Source organism: Saccharothrix sp. S26 (assembly GCF_021390395.1).
Classification (GTDB): Bacteria; Actinomycetota; Actinomycetes; order Mycobacteriales; family Pseudonocardiaceae; genus Actinosynnema.
The window spans coordinates 216,460-230,505 of record NZ_JAJUWT010000003.1; the positions used below are offsets into that span (position 1 = coordinate 216,460).

The 14,046-nt window shown below is 71.6% G+C and carries 10 protein-coding genes and 1 tRNA gene; 5 read left to right on the forward strand and 6 right to left on the reverse strand.

All coding sequences use genetic code 11. The annotated features are described in order from the left end of the window. Nucleotides 1–725 precede the first annotated feature (725 nt). The 3 genes from LZG04_RS05955 to LZG04_RS05965 all read right to left on the reverse strand — a co-directional run bounded on the left by LZG04_RS05955 (nucleotide 726) and on the right by LZG04_RS05965 (nucleotide 2,279). On the reverse strand, nucleotides 726–1,235 hold the full coding sequence (locus LZG04_RS05955) for an SAF domain-containing protein (protein ID WP_233813978.1): 510 nt from the start codon (nucleotides 1,233–1,235) through the stop codon (nucleotides 726–728). Between the two features lie 87 nt (nucleotides 1,236–1,322). Then, nucleotides 1,323–1,613 (reverse strand): FmdB family zinc ribbon protein, encoded by a 291-nt coding sequence (locus tag LZG04_RS05960; RefSeq protein WP_233813980.1) that lies wholly within the window; start codon nucleotides 1,611–1,613, stop codon nucleotides 1,323–1,325. A 99-nt stretch (nucleotides 1,614–1,712) separates the two neighbouring features. Beyond that, nucleotides 1,713–2,279 carry a 5-formyltetrahydrofolate cyclo-ligase gene (locus tag LZG04_RS05965; RefSeq protein ID WP_233813982.1) on the reverse strand — a complete coding sequence of 189 codons (567 nt, stop codon included), beginning with the start codon at nucleotides 2,277–2,279 and terminating at the stop codon, nucleotides 1,713–1,715. 38 nt (nucleotides 2,280–2,317) lie between these two features. Here LZG04_RS05965 and LZG04_RS05970 point away from each other — a divergent pair, with 38 nt between their 5' ends. The 5 genes from LZG04_RS05970 (at nucleotide 2,318) to LZG04_RS05990 (ending at nucleotide 6,123) form a co-directional block, all read left to right on the forward strand. Next, nucleotides 2,318–3,199, forward strand: a complete 882-nt coding sequence (locus LZG04_RS05970; RefSeq protein WP_233813984.1) for a UTP--glucose-1-phosphate uridylyltransferase — start codon at nucleotides 2,318–2,320, stop codon at nucleotides 3,197–3,199. 15 nt (nucleotides 3,200–3,214) lie between these two features. After that, entirely contained in the window at nucleotides 3,215–4,453 is a 1,239-nt protein-coding gene (gene glp, locus LZG04_RS05975) for a gephyrin-like molybdotransferase Glp (RefSeq protein ID WP_233813986.1), read from the forward strand. A 33-nt stretch (nucleotides 4,454–4,486) separates the two neighbouring features. Then, nucleotides 4,487–5,143, forward strand: a complete 657-nt coding sequence (locus LZG04_RS05980) for a GNAT family N-acetyltransferase (protein ID WP_233813988.1) — start codon at nucleotides 4,487–4,489, stop codon at nucleotides 5,141–5,143. 161 nt (nucleotides 5,144–5,304) lie between these two features. Then, nucleotides 5,305–5,988 (forward strand): gephyrin-like molybdotransferase receptor GlpR, encoded by a 684-nt coding sequence (gene glpR, locus LZG04_RS05985; protein ID WP_233813990.1) that lies wholly within the window; start codon nucleotides 5,305–5,307, stop codon nucleotides 5,986–5,988. Nucleotides 5,989–6,050: 62 nt separating this feature from the next. Beyond that, nucleotides 6,051–6,123, forward strand: a tRNA-Ala gene (locus tag LZG04_RS05990). Nucleotides 6,124–6,331: 208 nt separating this feature from the next. On the opposite strand, the gene LZG04_RS42360 is transcribed toward LZG04_RS05990, so the two are convergent. The 3 genes from LZG04_RS42360 to LZG04_RS06005 form a co-directional block, all read right to left on the reverse strand. Next, the gene (locus LZG04_RS42360; RefSeq protein WP_233813992.1) at nucleotides 6,332–7,243 is read right to left on the reverse strand and encodes an excalibur calcium-binding domain-containing protein; all 912 of its coding nucleotides are present in this window, start codon (nucleotides 7,241–7,243) and stop codon (nucleotides 6,332–6,334) included. 255 nt (nucleotides 7,244–7,498) lie between these two features. Next, on the reverse strand, nucleotides 7,499–7,924 hold the full coding sequence (locus LZG04_RS06000) for a hypothetical protein (RefSeq protein WP_233813994.1): 426 nt from the start codon (nucleotides 7,922–7,924) through the stop codon (nucleotides 7,499–7,501). A 5-nt stretch (nucleotides 7,925–7,929) separates the two neighbouring features. Then, nucleotides 7,930–14,025: an RHS repeat-associated core domain-containing protein gene (locus tag LZG04_RS06005; protein WP_233813997.1), complete on the reverse strand. Its 6,096-nt coding sequence runs from the start codon at nucleotides 14,023–14,025 to the stop codon at nucleotides 7,930–7,932. Between the last annotated feature and the right edge of the window lie 21 nt (nucleotides 14,026–14,046).

Sequence of the window (14,046 nt, forward strand, 5' to 3'; positions counted from 1 at the left end):
ACCGCCGGACCGCCGGACCGCCGGACCGCCGGACCGCCGGACCGCCGCACCGCCGCACCGCCGCACCGCCGCACCGCCGCACTGCCGGACTGCCGGACTGCCGGACTGCCGGACTGCCGGACCGCCGGACCGCCGGACCGCCGGACCGCCGGACCGCCGGACTGCCGCACCGCCGGACCGCCGGACTGCCGGACCGCCGCATTGCCGGACCGCCGGACCGCCGGACCGCCGAACTGTCGGACCGTCGCATTGCCGCGCTGCCGCATTGCCGGGCCGCCGGGCTGCCGCATTGCCGCATTGCCGGGCTGCCGGACCGCCGGACTACCGGACCGCCGGGTTGCCGCATTGCCGCATTGCCGGGTCGCCGGGTCGCCGGACTGCCGGGTCGCCGCATTGCCGGACCGCCGGGCTGCCGGGCTGCCGGGCTGCCGCATTGCCGCATTGCCGCATTGCCGGACTGCCGGATCGCCGGACTGCCGGGTCGCCGCATTGCCGGATCGCCGGACCGCCGGGCTGCCGCATTGCCGGACCGCCGGACTACCGGACTGCCGCATTGCCGGACTGCCGCACCGCCGGGTTGCCGGGTGGGCGGTTGCCGGACTGCCGGGCGGGCGGGTCGCGGGGTTGACGGGTCGAGGTCGGTTGGCTGCTGAACGGCGGTTGTGGGTCGGGTGTCCGGTGGGGGTGCGCGGGGTGCAGGGCGGCAGGCGGCCGGGGGGTGAGGGTCAGCGCAGGATCACGGCCACCGGGCCGGCCAGGGTTTCGGCGGCCAGGCGGTGGGCGGCGGCACGGTCGGTGGAGAGGACGACCACCTCGCTGGCACGCACGGCCGTCACCGAGGCGTCCGCGGCCAGCACGGTCGACTCCGCGCCCACGACGTCCACCCGGCTGCCCGGTCGCAGCAGCCCGACCACGCCGGCGTCCGACAGGCGCACGGCCACCGAGGCGACAGCCGGGTCCACCGGCCCCAGGCGGGCGTCGGTCAGCGGTTCGCCGGAACGGGCCGCGCTCACCAACACCCGGCCTAACGCGTCACGCTGCGACACCGCCCCGGCTGGGGACAACGACGGCGGCACGGGCACGACGCGGACGTCGGCCGCACCCAGTGGCACGCCGGGGGCCAGGTCGTGCGCGGCCACCACGAGGTCGACCGTCGGGTCGGCCGGCAGCACGGCCACACCCACGGCGACCAGCGCCAACAGGCCCGCGAGGATCCTTCTGAGGTGGAGGAGCACGGGTCCGACGCTAGGGACGGCGGTCGCGTCGGGCCAGCGGGAACCCCCGAGCTGTGGACAACTCGGGGGCCTGTGGACAACTTCCGATCAGGACGCGGCGGCGGCCGGTGCGCTGGAGGTCGAGGACGACGTGCTCGACTCCGACTTGGACGTCGAAGACGCCGGAGCAGTCGAAGAAGAAGCGGTCGAAGAGGACGACGACGAGCGGCTGTCGGTCCGGTAGAACCCGCTGCCCTTGAACACGACACCGACCGCGCCGTACAGCTTGCGCAGCTTGCCGGAGCACTGCGGGCACTCGGTCAACGCGGAGTCCGAGAAGGACTGCACCGCTTCGAACCGGTGGTCGCACTCGGTGCAGGCGTACTGGTAGGTCGGCACTGGGCCCTCCACGAGTCCTGGTTGGCACTCCTCCGTCACGAGTGCCAACACCGATGATGCGTCAACCCCCACGGGTGGCGCAAACATCACAGGTCAACGTCACAACAACGGCAGTCGCACCAAGCCCCGACCGGGCGTCAGCACCGCGTCCACCCGCACGTCGTGCGGTTCCGACGGCAACGACGGCACGAACTCCTCGTCCCGCACAAGAGCCACCACCGGACCTGTGGACAACCTCAACGCCCGGTCGTAGTACCCGCCGCCCTTGCCCAACCGCACCCCGGAGTGGTCCACCGCCAACGCCGGCACCAGCACCAACGCGGCCGACCCCACCGCCTCCGCACCCAGCAGCGGCCCCACCGGCTCCCGCAGCCCGAACGCGCCCGCGCGCAACCGCCCGTCGTACCGGGCCCAGTCCAGCCCGTCCCCGACCACCACCGGCAGCAACACCCGCAGCCCGTGCGACCGCAGCGCCTCCACCATCGTCAACGACCCCGGCTCCACCGCCGAAGCCACGTAAGCGCACACCGCCTCACCAGGTGAAACGTCGAAAGCAGCAACGGCGGACAGCACTTCGGCCGCCATCGGGGGCATCACCGCGTTGCGCCGCCCGGCCCGCAGCCGTGTGCGCAGCGTCGCCTTCCGATCACGTTCACCCGACGTCATGGCAGGTCACCCTAAGCGCGCCGTTACGCTCGCAGCCCATGAGCGCCTTCCAGACAGCAATCGTGCCGGCGGCAGGCCTGGGCACGCGCTTCCTCCCCACCACCAAAGCGGTGCCCAAGGAGTTGCTGCCGGTCGTCGACACCCCTGGCATCGAACTCGTCGCCACCGAGGCCGCCGAGGCGGGCGCGACGAAGCTCGTGATCGTGACCTCGCCCGGCAAGGACGCGGTCGCGGAGTACTTCCGCCCCCAGCCCGAGCTGGAGGCGACGCTCGAGGAGCGCGGCAAGGCCGACCTGCTGGCCAAGGTCCGCCGCGCGCCGAACCTGCTCACCGTCGAGACCGCCATCCAGGACAAGGCGCTGGGCCTGGGCCACGCGGTCGCCTGCGCCGAGGGCAACCTGACCGGCGCGGACGACGCCGTCGCCGTCCTGCTGCCCGACGACCTCGTGCTGCCCACGGGCGTGCTGTCGAAGATGGCCGCGGTCCGCGAGAAGCTCGGCGGCAGCGTGCTGTGCGCGTTCGACATCCCCAAGGAGCAGATCTCCGCCTACGGCGTCTTCGACGTCAAGGACACCGGCGACGACGACGTCAAGCAGGTCGTCGGCATGGTCGAGAAGCCCAAGCCCGAGGACGCGCCGTCCACGTTCGCCGCGGCCGGCCGCTACCTGCTCGACCGGTCGATCTTCGACGCCCTCAAGCGCATCACGCCGGGCGCGGGCGGCGAGCTCCAGCTCACCGACGCCATCGCGCTGCTGATCAACGAGGGCCACCCGGTGCACGTCGTCGTCCACCGGGGTGGGCGACACGACCTGGGCAATCCGGGAGGATTCCTCAAAGCTGCGGTTGACTTCGCACTCGAGCACCCCGACTACGGGCCCGAGCTGGGGGAGTGGTTGCGGGCACGCCTCGCCGGCTCCTGAAACGAAGGTCAACTCATGAGGTCAGTGGACGAGCAGCTCGCCAGGGTGGTGGCCGCCGCCGTGCGGCCCGCCCCAGTGCGGGTGGCGATCTCCGAATCGCAGGGCCTGCTCTGCGCGGAGGAGGTCGTCGCCGAGCGCGCGTTGCCGGGTTTCGACCAGGCGGCCGTCGACGGCTACGCGGTGCGCAGCGTCGACGTGCAGGCCGCCAACGAGGATCCGGTGACGCTCCCGGTGGTCGGCGAGATCCCGGCGGGGTCGCGCCAACCCAGACGGCTGCAACCCGGCCAGGCGGTCCGGGTCGCGACCGGCGCGCCGCTGCCGACCCTGGCCGACGCGGTCGTGCCCAGCGCCTACACCGACCGCGGTGACGACGACGGGCACGCGGCGAAGGTGACCGTGCACCGCTCGGTGCCGTCCGCGGCGTTCGTGCGGCGCACCGGCGAGGACGTGCAGACCGGTGACGTCGCGGTGCGCCGCGGCGCGTCCATCGGCGCCGCCCAGGTCGGCCTGCTCGCCGCCGTCGGCCGCAACAAGGTGCTGGTCCACCCCCGGCCGCGGGTGTCGGTGATCTCGATCGGCGAGGAGCTGGTCGACGTCGACCGCACCCCCGGCCAGGGGCAGGTCTACGACGTCAACTCCTACGCGCTGGCCGCCGCCGCGCGGGACGCGGGCGCGGAGGTCAGCCGGGTCGGCATCCAGTCGCCGGACCCGCGCCGGCTGCGCGAGGTCGTCGAGGGCCGGTTGCTGCTGTCGGAGATCGTGGTCGTGGCGGGCGGCGTCGGTGGCGTCGTCGGCGACGAGGTGCGCGCGGCCCTGGCCGACCTCGGCGACCTGGACGTGACCCGGGTGGCCATGCACCCCGGCTCGGTGCAGGGCTTCGGCCGGCTCGGGCCGGACGCGGTGCCGACGTTCCTGCTGCCCGCGAACCCGATGAGCGCCCTGGTCGTCTTCGAGGTGCTGGTGCGACCGCTGATCCGGGCCGCGCTGGGCAAGCGCAACCCGTACCGGCGGGCGGTCAGCGCGCGGCTGCTGTCGCCGCTGACCTCGACCAAGGGCCGGCGCGGCTACCTGCGCGGCCAGCTGCTGCGCGACGCGGACAACGGCGAGTACCTGGTGCAGCCGCTGGGTACCTCCGGGTCGCACCTGCTGGCGTCGTTGGCCGAGGCGAACTGCCTGATCATGGTCGACGAGGACGTGACGGACGTGGCGGTCGGCGAAGAGGTGACGGTCAGCTTCCTGGCCCAACGAGGATGAGCGCAGGCGGGGGAACGAGCGCGGTGGGTACGGATGAGTTTCGCGGGTGACGGTGGTCGGCACCCCGGCTGGCCCGCGCGGCTCGGACCGCTGAGGGTGCCGGCCGGCCTGGTCGCGCTGCGCCCGCCGAAGCTGTTCGACGCCTCGGCGTGGTCGCGGGCCCGGCTGCGCGACCGGGCTTACCTGGAGGACTGGGAACCCACCGCCACCGAGGGCTGGCGCGAGCGCAACGCACCCTTGGCGTGGCCGCCGCAGTGGTCGTCGCTGAAGTCGCTGGCCCGGCGCGGCCAGGCACTGCCGTTCGTGATCACCGTGGACGGCGAGCTGGCCGGGCAGATCACCGTGGGCAACATCGTGCGCGGGTCGTTGCGCTCGGCGTGGGTCGGCTACTGGGTGGCGGCCGACCGGGCGCGCGGCGGCGTGGCCACGGCGGCGCTGGCGCTCGTGGTCGACCACTGCTTCGGCGCGGGCGGCCTGCACCGGCTGGAGGCGACCGTGCGGCCGGAGAACCGGGCCAGCCTGCGGGTGCTCGCCAAGGCCGGGTTCCGCGAGGAGGGCCTGTTCCTGCGGTACCTCGACGTGGCCGGGCAGTGGCGCGACCACCTGTGCTTCGCGATGACCGCCGAAGAGACCTCGCCGGAGGGCCTGGTGCGCCGATTGGTCGCACAGGGATACGCCCGAACCGCCTGACTCACGGGCCGACTGGCTTAATCGGATCACCCGAAAGTGGGTGATACACCACACTTTAGTACGTACGCCAGTCGGCGTGCCTCCGACACAGGTGTGACTGTTGTGACTAGCGTGGCAAGCGCACCACCGAGCGCGCCGCGGGGTAGGGGGAGGTGACGGGGATGCCGAGCTCGCTGATCGTCGTGGGTCTGGTCGTGGCCTGGTTGGTCGTCCTCGTGCCGATGGTCGCGCGCAAGCGCGCCGACGCGTCGCGCGGCAGCATGGAGGAGGAGTACGACGCCATGCCCGACATCGACGCGGACTTCGAGGAGTACGACGACTACGACGAGCCGGAGCTGGACTACGTCGAGCACCGGCCGTTCCGCCCGGGCCGGGGCGGCTACGACCCGGAGACCGCCGCGATCGTGGCCCAGGCGAAGTACGCCTTCCGCCGCCGCGTCGTCGGCACGCTGCTGCTCCTGGCCCTCGTCACGGGCGTGGTCGCGGGCGTGCTCTACCCGGTGGTCTGGTGGGGCCACGCGGCCGTGGACGTGGCGCTCGTCTCCTACCTCGGCTACCTGCGCCGGCAGGTGCGGATCGAGGAGGAGATCCGCGCGCGCCGCCACGCCAGGCTCGCCCAGTCCCGCCGCCGCCCCTCCGCGCGGCCGGACACCCGCGCGCACGCGCCCGAGCCCTCGGCGGACGCCGAGCAGCCCCGTGACCAGCCGGGCCTGCCCCCGCAACCCCGGTTCCAGCACCAGCCGCGCCCCGGCACGGTCGTCGTGGACCCGGACGACGAGGACCCGCTGTTCGTCGAGCTGGACGGCCCCGAAGCCCTCCCGTACCGGCGGGCGTCGGGCGAGTAGAGGGGGGTGGCAAAACCACCCCCCGACTACTGATATGCTTCCCCCGCACGACAACAGAACACGGGGCTGTAGCGCAGTTGGTAGCGCGACTCGTTCGCATCGAGTAGGTCAGGGGTTCGATTCCCCTCAGCTCCACTCGTCGAGAGGCGAGGTGTGTCGACGGAAAGCGTCGACCGCCTCGCCTCGTCGCATTTTCCGGGGGTGCAACCCCCGGGCCCCGCCCGGAGGGCTTCGCCCCCGGACCCCCGGTGGCCGCGGGTCGCGTTTGGGCGGTGGCGTTGTCGTGAGCAGGCGAACGGCCCCCAGCCGGGTGGGTGAGGGCCGTTCGTGCGGGGATGTCCTGTTACGGCAGGGACTCGCAGGCGATCCGGTCGTTGTCGCTGTCGAGCTGGGCCACGTCCCCGTAGTACGGGTAGTAGAGGTCGAACCACGCCTGCGCCTCGCGCTGGGTGGCGAAGTCCGAGCAGTCCACGCTGTTGCCCGGGTTGGACGGTGCCCGCACCTCGGGTGCCGGGCTGCCCGCGGCGACCCATTCCTGATAGGTGACGGCCCGGTGGAACGCGGGGCCTTCGTAGTAGATGGTCGGCGCGGTGCCGAACTTGTAGAAGCGGTCGTTCGTGACGCGCCGCACGACCTGCGGCGTCGGGAACGCCTGGGCGCTCCACTCGCCGTAGCCGATCGAGTAGCCCTGGCCGCCCGCCAGGTTGGTCATCCGGATGATGTTCGGGGCCCAGGACAGCTTCTGGAAGCCCTCGTTGGCACGTCGCTCGAAGGACTGGAAGTTCGAGGCGGCCCACTCCTCGTAGGTGAGCTTGTGCCGCACCCCGTCCGGGCCCTCGACGAAGAGCTCGTTGGCCGTGGCCCACTGGTAGTAGTAGCTGCCCGCGATCCAGCCCGCGTTGCGCGGGGCGGGGCTGCCGGCCGCCTGCCACTGGGCCTCGGTGAGCCGGTCCCAGTCCCAGGTCGACGTCGGGTCACCCCAGAACGTGACGGCGTAGATGGTGGGCGACCACGCGTACTTCACGTAGTCCGTCGGCGAGGCCGCCGGCTGCGGGAAACCGGCGGCCGCCCACTCGTCGTAGCTGATGGCGCGGGCGTTGCCGCCGTCCACGCGCCACACCGCCGGGTCGAAGGGCTGCTTGTAGTACCCATCGGCCACCGCGGCCCCCGCCGGTAACGCCACCGCGACGGCCAACCCCATCCCGACCGCCGCACCGACCAGCGCCGCCGCCACCCGGGTGATCCTGTTCTTCACCAAGACTCGCCTTCCGTCCACCAAGAACTCGGTTGTGCGGTGGGACTTTCGGCAACGGGCGTCAGTCGTTACGCATCGGCGCCGATGCGGCCTGTGTTTAGCTCGATCGCACTAACGCGACACGGTGAATTCGAGGATCGCTCGTAGTCGACCAGTGGTGGGCGAGTTCAAGGACGAGCGCCTGGGCAACACCGCGGGAGGCGGGGGAGTCGCTCGACTCCGCCGCCTCCCGCGAGCCACGGTACGGGTGTCCGACTACTCGCCGAGAGCGCTCTTCAGCCGCTCTTCGACGTCGCGGTCGAGAACTCCCGACCCGACCACTTCCGCTCCTATCGACTTGACCGACCCGCCGGCGAACTCCGGCCTGCCGGCCATCTCGGCTATCCACTTGGCCGCGAGGTTCTTCCAGTAAGCGCGGCTGGACTTCCAGGCCGAACCCGCGGTGAGTTCGAGGAGCTCGGCCGGCGTGGAGATGTCGGTGCCGCCGAGTGACTCCCACGCCTCGGTGAACTTCTCCAAGCACTCGGCCAGGCCCTGCTCGAGGAAGGGCCACATGGGCACGAAGCCCGAGCCTCGCAACGAGGCGCGTCCTTCCTGCTCGACGCCCACGCCGAGTTCACCGCTCGGCAGCACGCCGATCCAGGCGCCGTCACTCCGGTAGACCACAGGACTCCACTGCACCGCCATCACCCCCAGGGCCGGTAGTCGTATTCCACGCCGAAATCATCCAGGAACTGCTGGAACTGTCGCCGGTGGGCGTCGTTCCAGCGATGGCCGTAGTGGCCGCTGTTCTCCGTGAAGACCAGTCGACCACCATCCCTGAAGATCGTGCCGCCCAGCACCGAGCCCTCATCCGCCGCGATGGACCGCGCCAACTTCTCGTGCGGGCTGCCGGGAAGGCGGAGATCCGAGGAGTCACCGGTGACGAACCTCCCGGTCCCCGGCTCGAACACGTACTCGATCTCGGGTGCGGAAGGTTCGAAGCCCTTCAGGGCGTCTGCCGAGTCGGACCCCGGATCGAGTCGGATCAGCCCGCATTCAGGCCCGTTGTTGTGTACCAGCACCGGGGTCTCGCCGGCCAGGACGAAGAACGTGTGCACGCCCTCGACGGAGAGGTTGTGAGTGCGCATCGTCGTGACGTACGGACGCGCGGACAGGACGGTGGCTCGGTTGTCCGGACCGGCGTCGAGGACGTCACGCGCACGCAGGTCGTCCGCCTCGGTCCACCGGTGCAGCGACGCCTCGTAGAACGAGTGGTGGGCCGTGGCCGTGATGGTCCGCGGGCCGTTCGGCGTGGCGACGGTCAGGTCGACGTACTGCTTGTCCGCGTCGGTCACGTGGACCGCGGTGACCTTGTGCGCCTCGGTCTCGCCGGTCTCCGGGTTGGCGTTGAGGACGACGTCGCCCACCCTGACGTCCTCGATGGCCTTGGTGGTGCCGTCGGCCATCAGGACGTGCGTGTCACCGCTGAAGCTGTTGCGGCAACTCGCCATCTTCACGAATTTCTGGATCGACCGCGCCAGCTTGCCGGTGCTGCCCCTGCCACCCGCGTCCAGACCACCGGTCTCACCGAGGAAGACGATCCACGGCCACTGCATCTCCTGGTAGTCGTCGATCGAGCAGTCGTCACTGTCCACGCAGTACGACAGCAGCGCGCCGTAGGTGTTCTCGACGTTCTCCTCGGTGCCGAGCGGGTGGATGTTGGGACCGCCGTAGTGCGCCGCGACCTTCGGCAGGATCGCCGCGGCCTCCGCCGCGGTCCACGGGGTCGGGACGCCGTTCAGCGTCGTTCCGCCCGTCTCGGAGTCGTAGCCGCCGTACCAGCCGTCGCCGTAGTCCGTGATCGGCGGGTAGTACGCGCCGGCCGGGACGTCGCCGCCGCCGTTCGGGACCGGGTCGCGGCTGTAGCCCCTGCCGTTGGCGGGCTTCTTGCCGCCGCCGCAGTCACCGTCCGGGCACATCCAGGTGGCCAGGCCGGTCGGGTCGCTCAACGTCACCGGCGTATGGTCGGCGTAGGCGTAACCGTTCCACTGCTGCGGGTTGCCGACGTCCATGATCGGGTCGACGGACAGGAACCGGCCCAGGTCGGTGTCGTACTGGCGGGCTCCGATGTGGACCAGGCCGGTCGCCTCGTCGTTCGTGCCGCCGACGAAACCGCGCTCGCCCGGGAACAGCACGGCCGGGCCGCGGGCGCCGCCGAACGGCAACTGGCGGCGCTTGGTGGCCGTCATCGTGCCCACGTCGACCGACACCTGCGAGGTGCCCTGGTGGTCGGAGCCGAGCCAGGTCAGCTTGGTCTTGCCCTCGCGCATCGCGACGGTGCGGCCCGCGTGGGTGTAGTACCTGGTCACGGCGGGCGTGGGTGCGCCGACCGCCAGTTCCACCTCCTGGTTGCCGAGGTAGAGCGTGGTGGACACGGCGTCCTTGCGCAGCAGCCGGGTGCCGTCGACGCCGTAGATGAACGTCACGCCCCCGGACGCCTCGACCAGCTTGCCCTCGGCGTCCCAGCCCAACTCCTGCACGCCCTCCGGCGTGGTCCGCGTGGTCGTGTTGCCGGTCGGGTCGTAGCCGAACTCCTCGATCCGCTTCCCGGCCGGACCCTCCTGGGTCACCGAACGCACGGTGTGCGCCTGCGGCGTGCCGGGCAACGGGTACTTGTAGGTGCGGGTGGTGTTGCCGCTCGCCTTGTGGTCGACCTCCGTGAGGCGGTTGCCCGCCTTGTCGTAGTCGAACGACTGCCAGTACGGCGCGGGCCCGGACAGGCCGGTGGCCGTGGGCCGCGGGCCGCAGCCGACACCGCCCGCCGGCGTCCACGCGTCGGACAGCCGCCGCAGGTGGTCGTAGGTGAAGCACTGCAGGTCGACCGGCTGGTCACGGGTGGCGTCCTGGACCGACCGGACGTTGCCCGCGTCGTCGAACCCGTAGGTGACGTCCGCCTGCATCGGCGCGGGCGTCTCGGCGTCCACGATGTAGCGGTTGAGGCGCCGGGTGTCGGCCTCGTAGTAGTACGACAGCCAGGTGCGCTTGCCGCCGTCGCCGAGGTGGATCCGCTCCAGTTCGCCGAGCCGGGTGAACGACGTCTGCGTGGCGATCCGGGTGGTCGACCCGTCGATGCCGCCGTTGGTGGTCGTGGGCCGCCCGAGGTCGTCGTACACGTGCAGCACGGTCTCGGCGGGCACGACGCCTGCCGCGGGGAACGTCTCGCCCGCGATCGTGCCGTCCTGGTTGTAGGTGTAGTGCGAGGTGTACGTGTTGCGCAGCAGGCCCTCGGCCTCCGGGATGACCACCGACGTGCTGGTCGGCCGGTACCGCGAGTCGTAGCCGTCGATCCGCTGCGTGTAGGCCGCGCCGTTGACGTAACGGGTGGCGGACGCGAGCCTGCCCTTGCCGCCACCGGCGGTGTCGTAGGAGTACTTGTGCAGCAGGGTGCCCGTCGGGCCGCCTTCGCGGACCTCGGTGCGCCTGCCGACCTTGTCGTAGCCGTTCCACGTGGTCCGGCCGCGCGCGTCGGTCGTCGTCTCCAGGAGTCCGCGCGCGTTGTAGACCGTGGTGGTGACGCCGCGGTCGACGTCCTCGGACCTGGTCAGGTGACCGCGCACGTCATAGGTCCACCGCCAGGTGTTGCCCGCCGGGTCCGTGGCGGACGCGAGGCTGCCGGTCGGCCAGTACGCGTAGGTCGTCGTGTCGAACGTCCCGGCGGGCGTGGGGCCGTGGTACTGGAGCAACTGGGTGGTGTGGCCGCGGGCGTCGGAGACGGTCGTGGTGGCGGTGCCCCCGGCCGGCGGGGTGACGTGCACCCGGTCGCCGTCGTACGCGGTGGTCGCCTCCCACTTCTTCTGCTCGCCGGCGTAGAACACCTGCTTCACCGGGCGGCTCGCGCCGTCGAACCGGGTCCACGTCACGCTCGGCACCGCGTTGTCCGCGGCCGTCCACAGCGTGGTGTCCACGGGCGCGGCGTTGTAGTACGGCTGGGTGGTCCGGTACTGGCGGCCGTGCGAGTCGTACCGCGTCTCGGCGAGCAGCCGGCCGCCGTGGGTCGGGGTCTGGACCTGGCGGACCCGGTAGAGGCCGTCGTAGAGGGTGGTGGCGGTGGTGTAGTTGCCGTTCGGGCCGACCTTGGTCTCGCTGACCGCGGAGGGCGCGTCGTTGCGGACCAGGTAGGCGTACTTGGCGCTGCCGGACGGGTTGGTGGTCTTGCGCCGGTTGGGCAGCCACACCTCGGTGTTGCGGCCCAGTGCGTCGAACGCGACCTCGGTGACGCGCAGGTTGGCGTCCACCGTCCGGGTCGGCGTGCCCCACGCCGGCTCGACCGTCAGGGTCGTCGTGTGGCCGAGCGCGTCGGTGGTGACGGTCTTCGTGAGCGGGCCGTCGTCGGCCGGGGTGTAGGCGAGCTTCGACTCGTTGCCCGCCGCGTCGGTGATGGTCAGCGGGCGGCCGAACTTGTCGTAGGTCGCCGAGCCGTCGACGCCGTAGCCGGGGGCGGACTGGGGGCGGTCGCGCAACGACTTCTTGGACGTCAGGTCGCCCTTCGTGGGCGCCACGCCGAAGTCCTGGCCGTCGTAGGCGAACACCTCGTCGGCCAATGCGTGCGCCGGGAACGTCGGCGGCGTACCGCAGGCGACCGCCACGGCCTCCTGCCGGGACGGGAAGTTCACCAGCCACTTCGCCGTGTTGCGGGCGTAGGTGGTGGTGACGCACTTGTCGTCCGCGGCGGTCGTCGTGTCACCGAGGTCGTTCACGGTGAGCACGAGGCCGAGCTCGTCGTAGGTCGACTCGGTCCTCGTCGTCCGCCACCCACCGGCCTTCAACGCCGTGTAGGACTCCGACGATCCGTTGTGGACGAAGTACGCCTTGTACTCGCCGCGGGTCGCGGTGGGGCCCTGCCACGACGGGGTGTCGATGGTCCGGCTGACCACCTCGTCGGTGTCGCCGAGGTAGGTCGTCGACTCGTACCGGACGCCTTGCAGCCAGTCGTGGTCGGTGTGCGTGCCGCCCGCCGAGTCGGTGAACGTGCCGCCCATGCCCCGGTAGAACCGCTCCTCGGCCAACGTGATCGGGCCGCTGGTGTCGGTCGGCAACCCCGTGCGCACCTCGACCCGCGCGTAGCCGCGGTACTCGTCCCAGGTCTTGCGGTCCGCCGGGGTGAACTCGGACTGGCTGAAGTGCCAGGCCGCGCCGTCCAGGTAGTCGTAGGACACCTTCTGCACGGCGTTCGCGCCGAACCGGTCCGACGTGGTCACCGACGCCACCACGTACTTGTGGAAGTAGTCCGTGCGCTCGGCGAAGTCCTTCTTCGTCCACGTCACCGGGAAGCACCGCTTCGTGTTGGACTCGGCACTCGCCGGCATCGACCCCGCGGCGCAGTCCGGGTCCGCGTAGGCGATCGACGTGATGCCGCCCGCCTCGGAGACGATCGCGGTCAGCCGGAACCGCAGCAGCGGACCGGCGTCGTTCGGCTGCTCCACCCGGTTGGCCTTGCGGGTGCCCTCGAACGTCACCGCGGGCAACGCGACGTCGGTCGCGCCGACGTGCCCGGTGTGCGTGATGCTCTTGAGCCACAACGTGGCCTTCTCACCGCTACCGGGGTCGGGGAACTCGTGCCCGAGCGTCCACGAGTCGACGTCGTCGAACGCCGTGCCCCGCCACACCTTGGTGACGATCCGGTTCAGCCTCTTGGTCGACCAGAACGTGGGCGAGTGCAGGTCGGGGCACGTCGAGGCGGCGCACCGGTCGGCCAACGACGTGTCCGGCCAGTTCTCCGGCTTCTCCAGCACGCAGTCGCTGCCCGGCACGCACCGGTCCGCGAGCTCGAAGTCCACCCGGGCGGACGCCTGCACCGCCACCTCGTCGCGCAGGCCGTACGTGACGGACTTCAACGTGCCGGCGCGCACGTACGACACGGCGGCGTCCTCGGCGTTGAGCCCGTAGGAGTTCGTCTCGGTCTCGTAGTCGTACAGGATGACGTTGCCGCGGGCGTCGACCGACTTGTCGAGGTTCCAGCGCCACGCCTGCACGCACCACGACGTGGCGAACGTCGTGCCGTTGCACTGCTCGTGCTCGTCGTCGCCGAACACCGGCACGGTCCACGTCGAGTTCGACTCCTTGCGGGAGCCGAAGTAGTGGGTGGTGCCGTCGACGGTCGTGATCGTCCAGTGCTCGCCGTTGTCGTCGCCGTTGTCGACACCGGTGCCCAGGCTGATCCGGGCGCCGTTGTCCGACTTCTGCCGCCACGCGCCGTCGGCCTCGTTGCGCACCAGCATCCCGCCGCCGCCGGGGTAGGTGGCGGTGGCGTTGTCGCTGCGCCAGCACAGGTCGCCGGTGTTGGTGGGCGCGGCCGTGCCCTCGGTGTCGTCGGTGCACCCGCCGTAGGTGCGCTCGACGTACCCGGCGCCGAGCTCCCAGCCCTCACCGACCCACGACGACTGGTTGTTCGTCGCGCTGGTCCGGCCGTCCACCGCGGACGACCGGTACGACAGCCCGAGCGACGGCTGGAACCCGCCCGGCGACGGCGGCACGCGCAGCGGGTAGGACCAGGTGAAGTCGCCGGTCTGCCGGGCCACGTCCCAGGTGGCCGACGGAGACAGCGGCGTCGCCTTGAACGAACCGCCGCCGTCGGGCGCCGCGGTGGAAGCCGACTGGTTGCCGCGCAGCGCTCGGGACGTGCTCTCCCCGACGGGCGTCGAGCCCCAGGACGGGCTGGTCACGGGCACGGACGGGATGTCGGGCAGGGGGACCGAGGGCCCCGCCTGCGCTTGGGCCGGTGTCGGGGCGACCGCGGTCACCAGGGACAACCCCAGGGCGAC

Coding starts and splice junctions, on each gene's coding strand:
- LZG04_RS05965 (WP_233813982.1), bottom strand. CDS start 2,279: ATGACGTCGGGTGAACGTGATCGGAAGGCGACGCTGCGCACACGGCTG.
- LZG04_RS05970 (WP_233813984.1), top strand. CDS start 2,318: ATGAGCGCCTTCCAGACAGCAATCGTGCCGGCGGCAGGCCTGGGCACG.
- glp (WP_233813986.1), top strand. CDS start 3,215: ATGAGGTCAGTGGACGAGCAGCTCGCCAGGGTGGTGGCCGCCGCCGTG.
- LZG04_RS05980 (WP_233813988.1), top strand. CDS start 4,487: ATGAGTTTCGCGGGTGACGGTGGTCGGCACCCCGGCTGGCCCGCGCGG.
- glpR (WP_233813990.1), top strand. CDS start 5,305: ATGCCGAGCTCGCTGATCGTCGTGGGTCTGGTCGTGGCCTGGTTGGTC.